Annotated in this window: 18 protein-coding genes and 1 tRNA gene; 8 read left to right on the top strand and 11 right to left on the bottom strand. The window is 66.5% G+C overall.

Annotated elements, in window-relative coordinates; all coding sequences use genetic code 11:
- Positions 1–23: 23 nt before the first annotated feature.
- From lexA to OC184_RS08940, 7 genes are all read right to left on the bottom strand, one after another.
- On the bottom strand, positions 24–740 hold the full coding sequence (gene lexA / locus OC184_RS08970; protein WP_265506866.1) for a transcriptional repressor LexA: 717 nt from the start codon (positions 738–740) through the stop codon (positions 24–26).
- A gap of 97 nt (positions 741–837) precedes the next feature.
- Positions 838–2,016 (bottom strand): molybdopterin molybdotransferase MoeA, encoded by a 1,179-nt coding sequence (locus tag OC184_RS08965; protein ID WP_265506865.1) that lies wholly within the window; start codon positions 2,014–2,016, stop codon positions 838–840.
- Entirely contained in the window at positions 2,013–2,486 is a 474-nt protein-coding gene (moaC, locus tag OC184_RS08960; RefSeq protein WP_265506864.1) for a cyclic pyranopterin monophosphate synthase MoaC, read from the bottom strand. The genes OC184_RS08965 and moaC overlap by 4 nt, the downstream gene beginning before the upstream one ends.
- Positions 2,483–3,274: an indole-3-glycerol phosphate synthase TrpC gene (trpC, locus tag OC184_RS08955; RefSeq protein WP_265506863.1), complete on the bottom strand. Its 792-nt coding sequence runs from the start codon at positions 3,272–3,274 to the stop codon at positions 2,483–2,485. The genes moaC and trpC overlap by 4 nt, the downstream gene beginning before the upstream one ends.
- Before the next feature lie 39 nt (positions 3,275–3,313).
- Complete coding sequence (locus OC184_RS08950) at positions 3,314–3,949, bottom strand: uracil-DNA glycosylase (protein ID WP_265506862.1); 636 nt, start codon at positions 3,947–3,949, stop codon at positions 3,314–3,316.
- Positions 3,946–4,968, bottom strand: coding sequence for an anthranilate phosphoribosyltransferase (gene trpD / locus OC184_RS08945; RefSeq protein WP_265506861.1), 1,023 nt, complete (start codon positions 4,966–4,968; stop codon positions 3,946–3,948). Before trpD ends, OC184_RS08950 begins: the two co-directional genes overlap by 4 nt.
- On the bottom strand, positions 4,965–5,555 hold the full coding sequence (locus tag OC184_RS08940) for an anthranilate synthase component II (protein ID WP_265506860.1): 591 nt from the start codon (positions 5,553–5,555) through the stop codon (positions 4,965–4,967). Before OC184_RS08940 ends, trpD begins: the two co-directional genes overlap by 4 nt.
- Positions 5,556–5,694: 139 nt before the next feature.
- Between OC184_RS08940 and OC184_RS08935 the strand changes: the two genes are divergently transcribed.
- The 4 genes from OC184_RS08935 (at position 5,695) to trpE (ending at position 11,302) form a co-directional block, all read left to right on the top strand.
- Entirely contained in the window at positions 5,695–6,609 is a 915-nt protein-coding gene (locus OC184_RS08935; RefSeq protein ID WP_265506859.1) for a hypothetical protein, read from the top strand.
- A gap of 1 nt (position 6,610) precedes the next feature.
- Positions 6,611–7,786, top strand: a complete 1,176-nt coding sequence (locus OC184_RS08930) for an aminotransferase (protein WP_265506858.1) — start codon at positions 6,611–6,613, stop codon at positions 7,784–7,786.
- Positions 7,787–7,853: 67 nt separating this feature from the next.
- Positions 7,854–9,797, top strand: coding sequence for a peptidylprolyl isomerase (locus OC184_RS08925; RefSeq protein WP_265506857.1), 1,944 nt, complete (start codon positions 7,854–7,856; stop codon positions 9,795–9,797).
- On the top strand, positions 9,797–11,302 hold the full coding sequence (trpE, locus tag OC184_RS08920) for an anthranilate synthase component I (protein ID WP_265506856.1): 1,506 nt from the start codon (positions 9,797–9,799) through the stop codon (positions 11,300–11,302). Before OC184_RS08925 ends, trpE begins: the two co-directional genes overlap by 1 nt.
- Positions 11,303–11,355: 53 nt before the next feature.
- On the opposite strand, the gene OC184_RS08915 is transcribed toward trpE, so the two are convergent.
- The 4 genes from OC184_RS08915 to fabI all read right to left on the bottom strand — a co-directional run bounded on the left by OC184_RS08915 (position 11,356) and on the right by fabI (position 14,257).
- A complete protein-coding gene (locus OC184_RS08915) occupies positions 11,356–12,159 on the bottom strand; it encodes a PRC-barrel domain-containing protein (protein WP_265506855.1) in 804 nt (267 codons plus the stop codon).
- Between the two features lie 131 nt (positions 12,160–12,290).
- A complete protein-coding gene (gpt, locus tag OC184_RS08910; protein WP_265506854.1) occupies positions 12,291–12,791 on the bottom strand; it encodes a xanthine phosphoribosyltransferase in 501 nt (166 codons plus the stop codon).
- Positions 12,792–12,804: 13 nt separating this feature from the next.
- Positions 12,805–13,416 (bottom strand): LysE family translocator, encoded by a 612-nt coding sequence (locus OC184_RS08905; protein ID WP_265506853.1) that lies wholly within the window; start codon positions 13,414–13,416, stop codon positions 12,805–12,807.
- 13 nt (positions 13,417–13,429) lie between these two features.
- Entirely contained in the window at positions 13,430–14,257 is an 828-nt protein-coding gene (gene fabI, locus OC184_RS08900) for an enoyl-ACP reductase FabI (protein ID WP_265506852.1), read from the bottom strand.
- Between the two features lie 78 nt (positions 14,258–14,335).
- Between fabI and pdxH the strand changes: the two genes are divergently transcribed.
- The 4 genes from pdxH (at position 14,336) to OC184_RS08880 (ending at position 16,426) form a co-directional block, all read left to right on the top strand.
- Positions 14,336–14,950: a pyridoxamine 5'-phosphate oxidase gene (pdxH, locus tag OC184_RS08895; protein ID WP_265506851.1), complete on the top strand. Its 615-nt coding sequence runs from the start codon at positions 14,336–14,338 to the stop codon at positions 14,948–14,950.
- Positions 14,951–15,087: 137 nt separating this feature from the next.
- Positions 15,088–15,675, top strand: a complete 588-nt coding sequence (locus OC184_RS08890) for a cold-shock protein (RefSeq protein ID WP_265506850.1) — start codon at positions 15,088–15,090, stop codon at positions 15,673–15,675.
- Entirely contained in the window at positions 15,662–16,189 is a 528-nt protein-coding gene (locus OC184_RS08885; protein ID WP_265506849.1) for a DUF192 domain-containing protein, read from the top strand. The genes OC184_RS08890 and OC184_RS08885 overlap by 14 nt, the downstream gene beginning before the upstream one ends.
- Positions 16,190–16,349: 160 nt before the next feature.
- Positions 16,350–16,426, top strand: a tRNA-Pro gene (locus OC184_RS08880).
- Positions 16,427–16,734: the final 308 nt, after the last annotated feature.

Below are 16,734 nucleotides of genomic sequence, written 5' to 3'. Positions count from 1 at the left end.
AGATTTCTCTCGGCCGAGGCAGATCAATAGCTGCGGATCAGGCCCACAAGCCGACCCTGGATGCGCACCCGATCCTCGGGCAGCAACCGGGTCTCATAGGCCGAGTTGGCGGCCTCGAGCGCGATCATCGAGCCCTTGCGGCGATAGCGCTTCAGCGTCGCTTCCTGATCATCGACCAAGGCCACGATGATGTCGCCGTTATCTGCGGTGTCCTGCTCTCGAATGACGACGACATCACCATCGTTGATCCCGGCGTCGATCATCGAATCACCCGTTACCTCGAGCGCGTAATGATGCTCTCGCCCCGACAGCATCGTTCCCGGCACCGAGACGTGATGGGAAACTTCGGAGATTGCTTCGATGGGAACCCCGGCAGCGATGCGACCCATTAGCGGGAGCTGGACCGCGGGACTGTCCACGACCGTCAATGCTCCGCGCGGGCGGGCAGGTCGCTGGTTGGTGATGACGCGAGGGGTGAAGGTGGATTTCGCAGGCGCTGGCGGGGTGTCCGTCAGGTGCGCCAGCGCGTCCGGCAGGCGCAAGACCTCCAATGCGCGGGCGCGATGCGGCAGGCGTCGGATGAACCCCCGCTCTTCCAGCGCGGTCACAAGCCGGTGGATGCCCGACTTGGACCGAAGGTCCAGCGCGTCCTTCATCTCGTCGAATGACGGTGGCACGCCGTCGCGCATCATCCGCTTCTGAATGAACTCCAGCAGTTCGATCTGCTTTCTTGTCAGCATGGCCCGCCCTTCGCACACATGTTCGTTCAATGTTCTACCCCGCCTGCAGAATCGCGTCAATCATCAGCGCATACGATGATGAAAAAACGATTAATCTTCAGCGGCGAAGCGGAATGAAATCGGCGCAGGACCCTGCCTTCCGGGGCGGATCGTTCGCCGGCCGAACCAGCAGCGCATCCGCCTGCGCCATCAGCGACAGGCGCGCTGAATCTTGGTCCGTGAAGGGGCGGATCACCGGCAACAGGTCGCCATCCTCCAGCGTCGCCCTCAGGTAATGCTGGCGCGGTCCCTCGGCCGGCAGGTCATGCGCCAGCAGCCCCCGACGAAGCGGCGAATGCGCGGTCGTACCCTGCATCCGCCGGATCAAGGGCTGCACGAACAAGATGGCGCAAACGATTGCAGAGACGGGATTTCCCGGCAGCCCGATCAAGGCTCCGCCATTGATGTGGCCAGCCATCAACGGCTTTCCGGGCCGTATGGCGATCTTGTAGAACGACCGCTCCATACCCAGGCCTGCGGCGACCTTTGCGACAAGGTCATGGTCCCCGACCGATGCACCGCCGATGGTCACGACCAAGTCAGCACCCCTGGCGGCATCGAAACTCTGGCGCAGGCTCTCTTCGGTATCCTGCGCGATGGGCAGCATGTCGACGATGGCCCCGGCATCGCGCGCCAGCGCGGCGACGGCAAGGTCGTTCGAACTGACGATCTGCCCCTCGGCGACGGGGCTGCCCGGCCGAACAAGCTCATCCCCGCCCGCGAGAACCGCGACGCGGGGGCGCCGGGCGACGGTGACTGCTGACAGGTTCATCGCTGCCAGAAGACCGATATCCGCCGCCTGCAGAAGCCGCCCGGCCTCGACGACATCGCCTTCGGCAAAGTCGTTGCCGCGGGCGCGGATGTTGCGGCCGGATGACGGTCGTTCGACGCTGACGAATTCGCCCTTGACGCTGGTATTTTCCTGCAACTCGACGTGGTCATAGCCTGGCGGCACCGGTGCGCCGGTGAAGATCCGGACTGCGGTTCCGGGGGTTGGCGTGCCGGTCCACGGATGGCCTGCCGCGCTGGTTCCGACGATCCGTAGCGGGCCCGGCAGATCGACAAGCCGCATTGCATAGCCGTCCATCGCCGAGGCATTGAACGGCGGCTGCGTCAGGCGCGATACCGCGGGCTGCAGAAGCACGCGCCCGTTTGCCTGATCCAGAGGCACGGCTTCCCCCTTGGGCGCCGGGGCCAGCGACAGGACCTTTGCCAGCGCTTCCTCGACCGAAATCATGCCTGTGCCTCATAGAGGCCTGACTTGCCGCCCTCTTTTCTCAGAAGGTGGATGTCGGTGATCTGCATGGATTTCTCGGCCGCCTTCAGCATGTCATAGACCGTCAGGCAGGCGGTGGTGACGGCGGTCAGGGCCTCCATCTCGACACCGGTGCGCCCCGTCGTGCGCACGGTGGCGGTCACGCGGACGCCCGGCAGGGTCGGGTCGGGGACCAGATCCAGCGCCACCTTGCTGATCGGCAGCGGGTGGCACAGCGGGATCAGGTCGGCTGTCCGCTTGGCACCCATGATGCCGGCCAGGCGTGCCACGCCCAGCACGTCGCCCTTGGCGGCCCCAGCATGCGCAAGCTTCAGCGTCGATGCGGTCATGATCACGCAGCCGGTGGCCACAGCCTCGCGCACGGTTTCGGCCTTGTCCGAGACATCGACCATGTGTGCCTGACCCGAGGCGTCGAAATGCGTCAGCGTCATGCCGCGACATCCAGGATCGTGCGCGTCGCGGCACCGACATCCTCCTGCCGCATCAGGCTTTCACCGATCAGGAAGCGGCGCGCGCCGCAGTTCATCATCTGGCGAAGATCCTCCGACGTGAACAGCCCGCTTTCGCAGACCACCTGACGTTCTTCAGGGATGCGTGCCGATAGATTGCGCGTCACATCAAGACTGACCTCGAACGTCCTGAGATTGCGGTTGTTTATGCCGATCAGCGGCGACTTCAACCGCAGCGCGCGGTCAAGCTCGGCCTGGTCGTGAACCTCGATCAGCGCGTCCATGCCCCAGTGGCAGGCGGCATCCTCGAGCTCGGCCGCCAGGGTATCATCGACCGAGGCCATGATGATCAGGATGCAGTCCGCGCCCCAAGCCCGCGCCTCGGCCACCTGATAAGTGTCGTGGAGGAAGTCCTTGCGCAACGCCGGCAGGTCGCAGGCATCGCGAGCAGATGCCAGATATTCCGGCGCACCCTGAAAGCTGGGCGCATCGGTCAGAACCGACAGGCAGGCGGCGCCGCCCGCCGCATAGGCGCGGGCCAAAGCGGGCGGGTCGAAGTCGGGCCGGATCAGGCCCTTGGACGGGCTGGCCTTCTTGATTTCAGCGATGAGAGCGGGACCGGCGGCCGCGGCCCGGTCCAGTGCGGCGGCAAATCCGCGGGGGGCCGACGCCTGGCGGGCGGCGGCCTCGACATCGGCCAGCGGGCGGGCGGCCTTCGCGGCCGCGATCTCTTCCAGCTTGTAGGCCTTGATCTTTTCCAGAATGTCCATGACAGGGTTCTATCGCCATGCGTCATGCTGGGGAAGGGGTCACCGCGTCCAGTCGATAGGGGGCTGGCCCTGGCTTTCCAGCCAGGCGTTGATGCGGCTGAAGGGCCGGCTGCCGAAGAACCCCCGCCGCGCCGACAGGGGCGAGGGATGCGCCGTCGCGATCACCATGTCCTGCGGGCGGGGCAGGCCGGCCAGTGTCTTCTTGGCATGGTTGCCCCAGATCAGGAACGCCAGCGGATGGTGGCGCTGCGCTTCGGCTACGGCATCGCGGGCCAGGCTGCTCCAACCCCAACCCGCATGGGCGCCGGCATTGCCCGGCGTGACAGAGAGCGCGCTGTTCAGCAGCAGCACTCCCTGCCGCGCCCAGTTCGACAGGTCGCCTGTGGGCGGAGCAGCGCCAAGATCGTCCTTCAATTCGCGGAAGATGTTCTTCAGCGACCGCGGCAAGGGCGTCTCTGGCGTGACCGAAAAGGCCAGCCCGTTCGCATGTCCCGGCGTGGGGTAGGGATCCTGCCCCAGGATCACAACGCGGACTTCTTCGGGTGTGGTGGCCTCAAGCGCTGCGAAGATTTGGTCCGGGCCGGGCAAAAAGGCACTATTCGCCAACCGGTCGCGGATCGCCGGCCAGTCGTTTCGGAAGAACGGCAGATGAGCCCAATGCTTTGGCGGTTTCACGCTTCGGGTGCCCCGGTCACCTGCGCCAGTGCGGTCAGGCGCTCCCTCGCGGCGCCGCTGTCGATCGATTCGGCGGCCATGGCTGCGCCGTCGCGCAAGTCCGTCACCTTGCCCGCCACCAAAAGCGCCGCCGCCGAATTGAGCAGAACCGCGTCGCGGTAGGCCCCGGTCGCCCCGTCCAGCAGCGCGCGAAACTCTGCTGCGTTGTGCGACGGCTCTCCGCCGACGATGGCTTCGAAAGGGTGGCGGGGCAGGCCCGCATCCTCGGGCGAGATGGTGAATTCGCTGATCTGGCCGTCCTTCAGCGCCGCCACATGGCTTTCGGCGGCGATGGAAAGCTCATCCGTGCCGTCGCCGCCGTGGACCAGCCAGGCCGCGTCAGACCCCAGATCGCGCAGCACCTCGGCCATGGGACGAATCCACTCGGCGCTGAAGGCCCCGGTCAGTTGGCGCCGGACCGAGGCAGGGTTCGTCAGCGGTCCCAGCAGGTTGAAGACGGTGCGGGTGCCCAGCTCGGCCCGGGGAGGGCCGACATGGCGCATCGCGGGATGGTGCATCGGCGCCATCATGAAGCAGATGCCGGCCCGGTCCAGCGCCTGCTGCGCGACGGCAGGCCCGCCCATGACATTGATCCCCATCTGAACCAGTGCATCCGCCGCGCCCGACTTCGACGACAGGTTGCGGTTGCCGTGCTTGGCGACGGCCACGCCGGCCCCCGCCACGACAAAGGCCGTGGCAGTCGAGATGTTGAGCGTGCCCTTGCCGTCGCCGCCTGTGCCGACGATGTCCATCGCCCCCTCGTGCGCGCGCACGCGGTTCATGCGGGCCCGCATCGCGCGCGCGGCTGCGGCGATTTCCTGCACCGTCTCTCCACGCACGCGCAGGGCCATCAGCAGGCCGCCGATCTGCGCGGGTGTCGCCGCCCCGTCGAACAGTGCCGAGAATGCGGCCTCGGCTTCGGGGCCGGTCAGCGGGCGGGTGGCGGCAAGCCCGATCAGTGGGCGGATGTCGGTGGTCATGCGGCGTTCTCGCGGGGCGTGCAGCGCGTCAGGAAGCTGCGGATCATCTCGTGACCATGTTCCGAGGCGATGGATTCGGGATGGAACTGAACCCCCTCAATGGGCAGGTTGCGGTGGACCAGACCCATGATCGTCCCGTCGCCCGAGGTCGCGGTGATGCGAAGGCAGTCCGGCAGGCTGTCCGGTTCGACCGTCAGCGAATGATAGCGTGTGGCGTTCAGGGGCGATGGCAGGCCGGCGAAGACTCCGGTGCCGTCGTGGCTGATCGCATCGACCTTGCCGTGCAGGATGCGGCCCGCGCGGACGATGCGGCCGCCGAACGCTTCCCCGATCGCCTGGTGGCCCAGGCAGACGCCCAATATCGGCACCGCCCTGTCGGATGCCGCGCGGATCAGGTCCAGGCAGATGCCCGCCTGCGCCGGGTTGCAGGGCCCCGGAGAGATGACGATCCCGTCCGCACCCATCTCCAGCGCCTCGTCCACGGTGATCTGGTCGTTGCGGCGGACCGTCACCTCGGCGCCGGCCTCGCCCATGTAGTGGACGAGGTTCCAGGTGAAGCTGTCGTAGTTGTCGATCAGAAGGATCATCGCGGGCACCTTGCGGCAGTGATGTGACGGACCGGCGGAAGGGGCGGTTCCCCCTCGCGAAAGCGTCCGCTATAGATGGGGCAAAGCGTGACCGGGGGTCAAGACCGGCCGGGATGATGACATGGCGGGTCGAGGACGGATGGCACGGGGATTTCTGGCAGGCATGGTGCATGGCGGGCTTCTGGGCGCGACGGCGCTGGCGGTGCTGTCGCTGCTGGCACCCCTGCCGCAGACCGCGGCGGATGCCCCGCCTGAGCAAACCGCGCCGCTGCCGGAGGCTGATGCCGACAACCCGGCGGAACAACCTGCAACGCTGCCGCAGCCAGACACCGACGCCTTGTTGGCGCCACCGCCTGCCGATATCGATGTTCCGGCAGAGGAGTCCGCGCCGCTGCCGCGGGCTGATGCCGACAACCCGGCGGAACAACCTGCAACGCTGTCGCAGCCAGGCATCGACGCCTTGTTGGCGCCACCGCCAGCTGACACCGAGGTTCCCTCAGCGCCGCTGCGGCAGGACGAGGCGGACGGGTCAACCCAGCCCGATGCGCCCCCGAGGGCACCTGACGTCGCCCCGTTCGTGGACGGGGTGCCTGCCGATCCGGCTCCGGCGCTGACCAAGCCGCTGGACCTGCCCGCCGGGTCCGAGTTCGGGCGCGGGGGCGACCTTCCGCCGGTGCTGCCGGAACAGGGTGGCGCGGCCGAGCGCGCAGTCCCTGCGGGACCGCTTACCGCCCCCGCGCAGGAGGCAGCGGCCTTTCCCCCGGTTCAGCCCGCGCGCCCCGAAACGCAGGCCGACGGCCGGGGTCCTCTGCAACCTGATGCCGGCGAAGGCACGCCCGCGCTGACGCTGCCCGCACCGCCGACCGCTGACATGCCGCGGACGACGCCCGCGACCCTGGCGCAGCCAGAGGCCGATGCCGAACGCGACGCCCTTCCGCAGATCGCGCCCGAGGCCGCCGGCAGTCCCGACACCGCGCCGCGACTGCCAAGTCCCGCGCTCGACCTGTCGCTGCCGCCCGACCTTACCGACCTTCGCCGACTGGAGCGGAACTGACATGACCCCTCTGAACCCCGCCCTTGCGGCCACTTTTGCGCCCCCGGTGATGGAGGCGCGGCGCTGGCTGACGGGCGTCGATTTTCCGCCTGACCGGCCACTGATCAACGTCAGCCAAGCCGCGCCGGTCGATCCGCCGCCAGAAGGACTGCGCCGCGCTATCGCCGAGGCAACGCTGACGCGCCTCGAGGCGCATCTCTATGGTCCGGTGCTGGGCAACGTCGATCTGCGAGAGGCCGTTGCGGCTGAATTCTCGGCTGCCTATGGCGGGTCCGTCGCGGCGGGTCAGGTGGCGATCACGCAGGGCTGCAACCAGGCCTTTTGCGCCGCGATGGCGACGCTGGCGGGGGCGGGGGATCAGGTCATCCTGCCGACACCCTGGTATTTCAACCACAAGATGTGGCTGGACATGTCGGGTGTGCAGGCGGTGCCGCTGCCCTGCGGCGACGACATGCTGCCCGATCCCGACCACGCGCGCGCCCTGATCGGGCCGCGGACCCGGGCGATCGTGTTGGTGACGCCGAACAACCCCTCGGGCGCCGAATATCCGGCGAACTTGGTGGGCCGGTTCTTCGACCTGGCGCAAGAGCACGGGCTGGCGCTGGTCGTTGACGAAACCTATCGCGATTTTGACAGCCGCGACGGTGCTCCACACGATCTACTGACCCGCCAGGACTGGGACGCCACGCTGATCCAGCTCTACAGCTTCTCCAAGGCCTACCGGCTGACCGGGCACCGCGTCGGCGCGATAGTTGCCGGAGAGGCGCGGCTGGCCGAGGTCGAGAAGTTCCTCGACACGGTGGCGATCTCTCCCTCGCAACTGGGGCAGGTGGGGGCGGTCTGGGGCATGGCGAACCTGCGCCAGTGGCTGGCGGGTGAGCGGGCAGAGATCCTTGCCCGCCGCGCCGCTACTGAAGCCGCCCTTGGCGCGTTGCCGGGCTGGCGGCTGAAAAGCGCGGGCGCCTATTTCGCCTGGGTGGAACATCCCTTCGCGGAAAGCTCGGCCGATCTGGCGCGGCGGATGGTGCGCGACATTGGCGTCCTGGCGCTGCCCGGCACGATGTTCACGCCCAATGACGATCCGGCCGGCGCGCGGCACCTGCGGCTGGCCTTCGCCAATGTCGATGCGGACGGGATCGCCGCGCTGGCAGAGCGTCTGGCGGCGCTTCGACCCTGATCCACTTGTGGCGCGGCCTGCGCCGTCCTAAAGACGGCAACGACACGACCACGAGGAAGGCCGCGCCATGTCACAGCTGCGAACCAAGGGCAAATCGTCCATCGTCTGGATCCTGATGGGTCTGATGGTGCTGGGGCTGGGGGGCTTCGGCGTTACCAGCTTTTCGGGCGGTACGACCGAGGTCGCATCGGTGGGCGAGACCTCGATCAGCGCCGACGATTATGCGCGGGCCCTGCAGCAGGAGATCCGGGCCTTCTCGCAACAGACCGGTCAGCCAATCACGATGCAGCAGGCGCAGCAGCTGGGCATTCCGCAGGCGGTGCAGGCGCGGCTGATCGCGGCAGCCGCGCTGGCAGAACAGGCGCGCCGCATCGGCGTGTCGGTGGGCGACGCGCAGGTGGCGCAGACGATCATGCAGGCCGACGCCTTCCGCGGCCCGAACGGCGATTTCGACCGCACCGCCTATGGCGAGATCCTGCGCCGCGAGCGTCTGACCGAGGCCGATTTCGAAGCCGACGTCCGCGACGATGAGGCGAGGCTGCTGCTGCAGCGCGCCGTCGCGGGTGGCGTTCAGACGCCGGAACCCATGGTCGACCTGACCACGCGTTGGCTTCTTGAGACGCGCGACTTCAGCTGGCGCGAACTGACCGAGGACGATCTTCCCGCCCCCGTGGCCGAACCCGACGAGCAGACCCTGCGCGCCTGGCACGAGGCAAACGGCGACCGCTTCACCGCGCCCGAGACGCGCCGGATAACCTATGCCTGGGCCACGCCCAATATGCTCTCCTCGGAGGTGCAGCTTGATGAGGCCGCGCTCCGCGCCGTCTATGACCAGAACATCGCCGAGTTCCAGCAGCCCGAGCGTCGCCTGGTCAGCCGGCTGGTCTTCCCGGATGCCGAACAGGCCCAAGCCGCCCGCGCCCAGATCGACGCCGCCGAGAAGCCGTTCGAGTCCTTTGTACTGGAGCGTGGACTGACGCTGGAGGATGTCGAACTGGGCGAAATGACCGAGGCCGAACTCGGCGCCGCCGCGTCAGAGGTCTTCGCGCTGGAGCAGCCCGGCGTCGTCGGCCCCATCCAGACCGACCTGGGGCCTGCGCTGTTTTCGGTGAATGCGATCCTTGATCCCGTCAACGTCACCTTCGAGGAAGCGCGCGACGATCTGCGGGCCGAGGCCGCGCTAAGCGCCGCCGCACGGATGATCCAGGACCGCGCGCCCGATTACGAGGATCTGCTGGCGGGTGGCGCCACATTGGAGGATCTGGCCGAGGAGACGGAGCTGGAACTGGGCCAGATCGACTGGACCGCTGACGCCAGCCCCACCGAGGGCGGCATCGAAGGCTATGAGACCTTCCGCGAACGCGCCGCCGAGATTCAGACCAGCGACTTCCCGCAGCTGTTTGAGTTGGCCGATGGCGGCGTCTTCGCCCTGCGCCTGGACGAAATCGTGCCGCCGACGCTGATCCCCTTCGAGGAGGTGCGCGACGAGGTCTTGGCCGACTGGCGCGCGGCGGAGGTGCAGCGCCAACTGCTGGCCGTTGCCGCCGAGGAGCGCGTCGCCGCGGTGGCCGAGACTGCGCCCGCGCCCGCGCCCGAGGCATCGACGGCCGGGGCGAATGGCGTCGTTGCCAATCCCGGACGCCAGCCGGCGGACCCGCAGCCAGCCGCCACCCCGGCCGAGACCTGGACGATGGAAGAGGGCCTCTCGCGCAGCGACTGGATGGATGGCCTTCCGCCCCAGCTTCTGTCGCAGGCTTTTGCGCTGGCGGAACCCGGCGAGGTCGATGTCGTCGATGCGGGGGACCGCGTGTTTGTTCTGCGTCTTGATGCAATCAACGACGCTGATCTGGGCGGCGAGGATGCCGGCCCGATCCGCCAGGCCGTGCAGGCGCGGCTGGACCAGTCGATCCAGGCCGACATCTTCGATTACTACGCCCGCCACATCCAGCGTGGGGCGGAGCTGCAGCTGAACCAGCAGGCGATCAACGCCATCAACGCGCAGGTCCAGTGATGCAGCTGACACCCCAGTTCGATGCCTTCGAGGCCGAATGGAAGGCCGGGCGCAATCAGCTGGTGACGATCAGGCTGGCGGCGGACCTGGACACCCCCGTCAGCCTGATGCTGAAGCTGGCCGAGGCCGCGCCGCAGAGCTTCATGCTTGAATCCGTGACCGGAGGAGAAGTGCGCGGACGCTATTCGATTGTCGGGATGAAGCCGGACCTGGTCTGGGACTGCCGCGACGGTCGCGCCCGGATCAACCGCCAGGCACGGTTTTCGGCCGACTTCGAGGACGACCCGCGCCCCGCGCTAGACAGCCTGCGCGCGCTGATCGCGGAAAGCCGGATCGAGACCATGCCGGACGGGGTGCCGCCGGTCGCCGCGGGGCTGTTCGGCTATTTGGGCTATGACATGATCCGGCTGGTCGAGCACCTGCCAGACGTCAACCCCGACCCCTTGGACCTGCCGGACGCGATGCTGATGCGGCCCTCGGTCGTGGCGGTACTGGACGGCGTCAAAGGTGAGGTGACGCTCTGCGCGCCGGCTTGGCAGGATGGCGGCGACAATGCCCGCGCCGCCTATGCCCGCGCCGCCGAACGGGTCATGGACGCGCTGCGGTCGCTGGACCGCCAGCCTTCCGAGCCGCGCGCCCTTGGCGACGACGCGCAAATCGGCACGCCGGTGTCGAACTTCGCCAAGGCCGACTATCTGGCGGCCGTCGAGAAGGCCAAGGACTATATTCGCGCGGGGGACATCTTCCAGGTCGTGCCCAGCCAGCGCTGGCGGATGGAGTTTCCGCTGCCGCCCTTCGCGCTTTACCGCAGCCTGCGGCGGACGAACCCCTCGCCCTTCATGTTCTTCCTGAACATGGGGGGGTTCCAGATTGTCGGTGCCAGCCCCGAGATCCTGGTCCGCCTGCGCGACGGAGAGGTCACGATCCGCCCCATCGCCGGCACCCGCCCGCGTGGCGCGGATGAGGCCGAGGATCGGGCGCTGGAAGCCGACCTTCTCTCTGACCAGAAGGAACTGGCCGAGCACCTGATGCTGCTGGACCTTGGGCGGAACGATGTCTGCCGGGTGGCCAAGCCCGGCACTGTCCGCCCCACCGAAAAGTTCGTGATCGAACGCTATAGCCACGTCATGCACATCGTCTCGAACGTCGTTGGAGAGCTGCGGGACGGCGAGGATGCGTTGTCGGCGCTTCTGGCCGGTCTGCCGGCAGGCACCGTGTCAGGCGCGCCAAAGGTCCGCGCGATGGAGATCATCGACGAACTGGAGCCTGAGAAGCGGGGCGTCTACGGCGGCGCCGTCGGCTATTTCGCCGCGAACGGGGAGATGGACATGTGCATCGCGCTGCGCACGGGTGTGGTCAAGGATCAGGCGCTTTATATCCAGGCAGGGGGCGGTGTCGTCTATGACAGCGACCCCGAGGCCGAATTCCAGGAGACAGTGAACAAGTCCCGTGCCCTGCACCGCGCCGCCGAAGGCGCGGCGCGCTTTACGCGTAGCAACGGCTGAACACGAAAAAGAAGGGCGACCGCAGGGTCGCCCTTTTTTGAAACAACCCGAAATCAGTTCGCCGGGGCGGTTTCGGTCGTTTCTTCCATCGGCTCAGCCTCCGTGGCGTCGGCCGGCTCGGCCTCCATGGTCTCCACCGGCTGAGCTTCCATGGTTTCCGTTTCGGTCTCCATGGTTTCGGTCTGCATGTCGCCGCTGTCGGCAGGCTCTTCCATGATCTCAGTCGCCGCGGGATCGGTGGTCGCGTCCATGGCGGGCGCGGTGGTGGCGCCCATGCCGCCTGTGGCCATCGGATCGGCCGCAGGCGCGGTGGTGCCGGCGGCGGGATCGGTCATCATCTCGCCAGCCGGCTGCTCCTGCTCGCGGAAGACATATTCCGGCGCTGCGTCAGCCTCTTCCTTGGTCAGGTCCGAGGTAATTTCTTGCGCGTCCGAGTTGATGGTCAGCTCTTCCCAAGGCAGGGCGATCTGTTTTTCACCGATGCCGAGGAAGCCGCCGACACCAATGACTGCGGCCTTCATCTGGCCGGTGTCGCCGTCTACGATCAGGTCGCTGATCGAGCCGATGTTCTCACCGTCGGGCGAGGTCACGGTCGTACCGGTGATCCAGTCCACGCGCCATTCGTTTGCCGCCTGCTGCTGTTCGACCTTTTCGGCGGCCGATGCGGCAGCCGCGTCTTCGGATGCTTCCATGTCAGCTGCGGGCATCTCGGCCGTGGGGTCGGTGGTCGCGTCGGTCGCCATCGGGGCCGTTTCCATGGTCCCGGTTTCGGTGGCCGGATCCGTGGCGGCGTCCTGCGCCTGCGCGGCGAAAGCGACGGGAAGGGCGAAGGCGGTGGTCAAAAGAAGCTTACGCATGTCTTTCTCCTGTGTATGACGCAGGATGAAGAAGCACCCTGCGATTGGGTGCACAATGCGCATCTGACCCGCCGGGTTCCGCCCGATCGTCGGGGCGGAACCGGAAGTTGATCAAGCTGTCGTGAGAAGCCTCAGTCCTCGCCGCGGAAGGGCTGGACGTATTGCAGGGCCATGTCCCAAGGGAAGAAGATCCAGGTGTCCTGGCTGACCTCGGTCACGTAGGACGCGACCATCGGCTTGCCCTTGGGCTTGGCATAGACGGTCGCCAAGTGGGCCTGGGGATACATCTCTCGGATCAGTTCCAGCGTGCGGCCCGAATCGACAAGATCGTCCACTACCAGGATGCCGTCGCCGTCGCCCATCAGTTCGGCGTCGGGACGCTTCAGGACCTCCAGCTGGCCTTGACCGGCCTCGGCAGCGACACCCTTGTAGGACCGGATCGAGATCGTGTCGATCGTGCGGATGTCCAGTTCCCGCGCGACGATCATCGCCGGCACGAGGCCTCCGCGGGTGACGGCGACGACGGCGCGCCATTCGGTCCCGTCCAGGCGCCAGGCCAGCGCGCGGGCGTCGCGGTGCAGCTGGTCCCAGCTGACGTGGAACCCTTTCTCGTGTGGCAGGCGGTCGTTCACGTTCAGGTCTCCTTCAATGCCGCAGGACCAGTGACAGCCCCAGGGCCGCAATCGCAAGCCCCGCCGCCCGGTCGATCCAGAACTTCGCCGCGAAATAACGCCGCCGCAGGAACGGCAGCGCCATCAGGCTGGCCAGTGCGGTATAGAAGAACAGCTCGACCGACAAGGCCACAGCGTAGATCGCCCCCTTGTCGGCGATGCCCAATGCTGCGGGAAAGATCGACAGCAGCACCGCCGAGTAAAAGAGCGCAGGCTTGGGGTTCGACAGGTTCAGCGTCAGCCCTGACAGCATTGTCATGCCCTGCGCATCGGCCGGGTCGGGCAGGGGATCGGCTGCATGGCGCCACAGCTTTGTGCCGATCCAGATGAGGTAGAGACCGCCCACCACCTTCATCAAGACCAGCGTCCAGGGCGCGATGCGGAACAGCGCCGTCAGCCCCAGAAGCGCGAAGAGGCACCAGAACGACGCGCCGATTGCCAAGCCCCAGCCGTAGGTCAGGGCACGCCGGCGCCCAAGGGCGAAGGCGCCCTGGCTGACGGCGATGACGCCGGGGCCGGGCGACAGGATGGCCACCGCAAGCGTCGCGACGAAGACGCCCAGCTGTTCCGGCGTGACCTGGATCATGGGGCGGCCGCGATCAGTCCTTCTTCACCGTCGCGATGTCGGGCGCGTCCACCGCCTTCATGCCGACGACGTGATAACCCGCATCGACGTGATGCGTCTCTCCAGTGACGCCGGCCCCCAGGCGCGACAGCAGGTAGAGTGCTGAGTTTCCGACATCCTCCTGCGTTACGTTGCGCCGCAGCGGAGAGTTCAGTTCGTTCCACTTCATGATATAGCGGAAATCCCCGATGCCGCTGGCCGCCAGGGTCTTGATCGGGCCGGCGCTGATCGCGTTCACGCGAATGCCGTTCTTGCCGAAATCCTCGGCCAGATAGCGGACGCTGGCCTCGAGCGCGGCCTTGGCGACGCCCATGACGTTGTAGTGCGGCATGACGCGTTCCGCCCCATAATAGGTCAGCGTCAGCATCGACCCGCCATCCGTCATCATCGCGGCGGCACGGCGGGCGACGGCGGTGAAAGAATAGACCGAGATGTCCATCGTCATCAGGAAGTTGTCGCGCGTGGTATCCGCATAGCGCCCGCGCAGCTGCTCCTTGTCGGAAAAGCCGATGGCGTGGACGACGAAGTCGAGGCCGTCCCACTGCGCGCCCAGGGCCGCAAAGAGGGCGTCGATCGAGCTTTCGTCCGACACGTCGCAGGGCAGCACCGTGGTCGAGCCGAGCTGCGCGGCCAGCGGGTCGACGCGCTTCTTCAGCGCGTCGCCCTGATAGCTGAAGGCAAGCTCAGCCCCTTCGGCCGCCAGGGCCTTGGCGATGCCCCAGGCAATCGACTTGTCGTTGGCCAGTCCCATGATGAGACCCCGCTTGCCGGCCATCAGACCAGTTCTCTGCTCGCTTGACATGTGCCGTCCCTCGCGGTTTCAACCCTTTGAGCGGTGTTAGGCCAAGTGCTATGCCGCATCAAGCACAAGGAAGGCGCGATGACAGATCGAACCGGAATCTTCTCGGGCGACGACCCGTTCGACATCGCTCGGGCCTGGCTCGAGGAAGCCAGGCAGGAAGAGCCGAACGATCCCAACGCGATCGCACTGGCCACGGTCGACCCCGAGGGGCTTCCGGACGTGCGGATGGTCCTGTTGAAGGATATCGACGGACAAGGGGCCGATGGATCCTTCGTGTTCTACACGAACTATGACAGCGCCAAGGGCCGGCAGATCGCGGCCAGCGGCAAGGTCGCCTTCGTGATGCACTGGAAGTCGCTGCGCCGTCAGATCCGCGTCCGCGGCACAGCGTCGCGCGAAGAGGGGCCGCAGGCCGACGCCTACTACGACAGCAGGGCGCTTCAAAGCCGCCTTGGCGCCTGGGCGTCTCGCCAGTCGCAACCCCTGTCCAGTCGCGGCGCCTTGGTGGCCGAGGTCGCTCGAGTCAGCCTGAAATATGGGACAAATCCGACGCGGCCGCCGTTTTGGGGCGGGATCCGGATCAAGCCCAGCCAGATCGAGTTCTGGGCCGACGGCGCGTTTCGCCTGCACGACCGTTTCCAGTGGACGCTTGACGGCGCCGATCGGTGGCAAACCGCCCGTCTTTTTCCTTGACCTTGACGAAACGCGTCACGGGGCAGAGATTGGATCGGACGGGCGCATTTCCACGCGACGTAAGGTGCTGTATTGTGGTTGCCTTGGGCACACCTTAGGGTCCCTCGGCTGGGTAGATCTATGAATACGAGAATGCGATGACTGACGATGGTGGCCTTAAGCTTGTAACCGGGTTGGTGAAGTGGTTCGACCCGACCAAGGGCTATGGGTTCATCCTGGATGACAATGGTGGGACGGACATCCTGCTGCATGCCAACGTGCTGCGCAATTTCGGGCGCAGCTCGGTGGCTGATCAGTCACGCGTGCGCGTTCTGGTGCAGGAAACCCGCCGCGGCGTTCAGGCCGCCGAGGTCGTGTCGATCGAGCCGCCGATATCGGACGGACAACCGCCCATCGCCGACCTAGACATCGAGATCATCGAACATCTGGACAGCCTGCCGCTCCGCCCTGCGCGGGTGAAATGGTTCGACAAGTCCAAGGGATTCGGCTTTGCCAATATCTTCGGTCACTCCGAAGATGTATTTATACATATAGAAGTGCTGCGCCATTCCGGTTTTGCAGACCTTGCCATCGGCGAGGCGGTTTGCGTTCGCGTCGTCGAGGGGCCGCGGGGTCTGATGGCGGCGCAGGTTTCTGCATGGGACAGCGCACTGCCCGCCCATTCGGAGGAAGAGCCGGATAGCAACGGCAACGGCGGTGATTTCGTGGCGCATGTTGCCGAATAGATTCGTCGGCGCCCTGGCGGTCGCAACCTGTTTTCTGCAAGGCCCTGCGCTGGCGCAGCAGGTCGTGCCCTTCACGTCCCCGGCACAGTGCCAAGCCGGTCGGCTTCTGATCGGGCTGGACGAAGACCGCGCCTTGTCGTTCCAGGTCGAACTCGCCGATACGCCCGAACGCCGCGCCCGCGGCCTGATGTTCCGCACGAATCTGCCGGCGGGGCAGGGCATGCTGTTCGTCTACGAACGCCCGCAGCCGGTCAGCTTCTGGATGCGCAACACCCTGATCCCGCTCGACATGGTGTTCATCGACGAAAGCGGCGTGATTCGGCACATCCACCGCAATGCGACGCCATTGGACGAGACGCCGATTCCCGGCGCGGCCCCAGGCGATCCTGCGCCAGATCGCCTTATGGTGCTGGAAGTGGCAGGCGGTGAGGCTGCGCGCCTGGGCCTGAAGATCGGCCAGCCAGTGGCCCATCCCGCGTTTTCGGCGCAAGAAGAGGCCTGGCCCTGCGCCTAGCCCTTTCCACCGCCGCGACAATGGTCTAAAGCAGCCTCGTCGGGGTGCGACGTTCGCGTCATCCCGACTGCCGGAAGGCAATGCAGGACAGGCGTGACGTGATTCCCTTATCGGACCCAGGTCGCAGCTTTGATCTTGGGCGTCGTGCCGGTAAAGGTGTCGGAGTGTAGCGCAGTCTGGTAGCGCGCCTGGTTTGGGACCAGGATGTCGGGGGTTCGAATCCCTCCACTCCGACCACAGCCGTTCATTGTCACGCTGCCCCGCCTCGGCCTCATTCGAGCCACGGCAACCTAAGACGCAACGATGTCGGAAACGACAGAGTGGACTAGGCGGGACCCATCGAAGGCGATTTGACTTAGGCATTTCTCGTTTCTTGCCAACCTAGGCCTCGACGAAGATGCTGTGCATTTTCGACTATGTACGCGTAAGGGGCGCTGTTGCATGAAGCGTTTGAAGATCAGATTTCCCCTTTCCCGTCTGAAGTCAGCCGACGGGCTGCGTGACGGGAATGCCGAGTGCGGTGAAGCGGTTGAGGATGGCGATGC

The organism is Paracoccus rhizosphaerae (assembly GCF_026162645.1).
GTDB lineage: Bacteria > Pseudomonadota > Alphaproteobacteria > Rhodobacterales > Rhodobacteraceae > Paracoccus > Paracoccus rhizosphaerae.
This window is presented reverse-complemented; position numbering and strand designations above follow the sequence as displayed.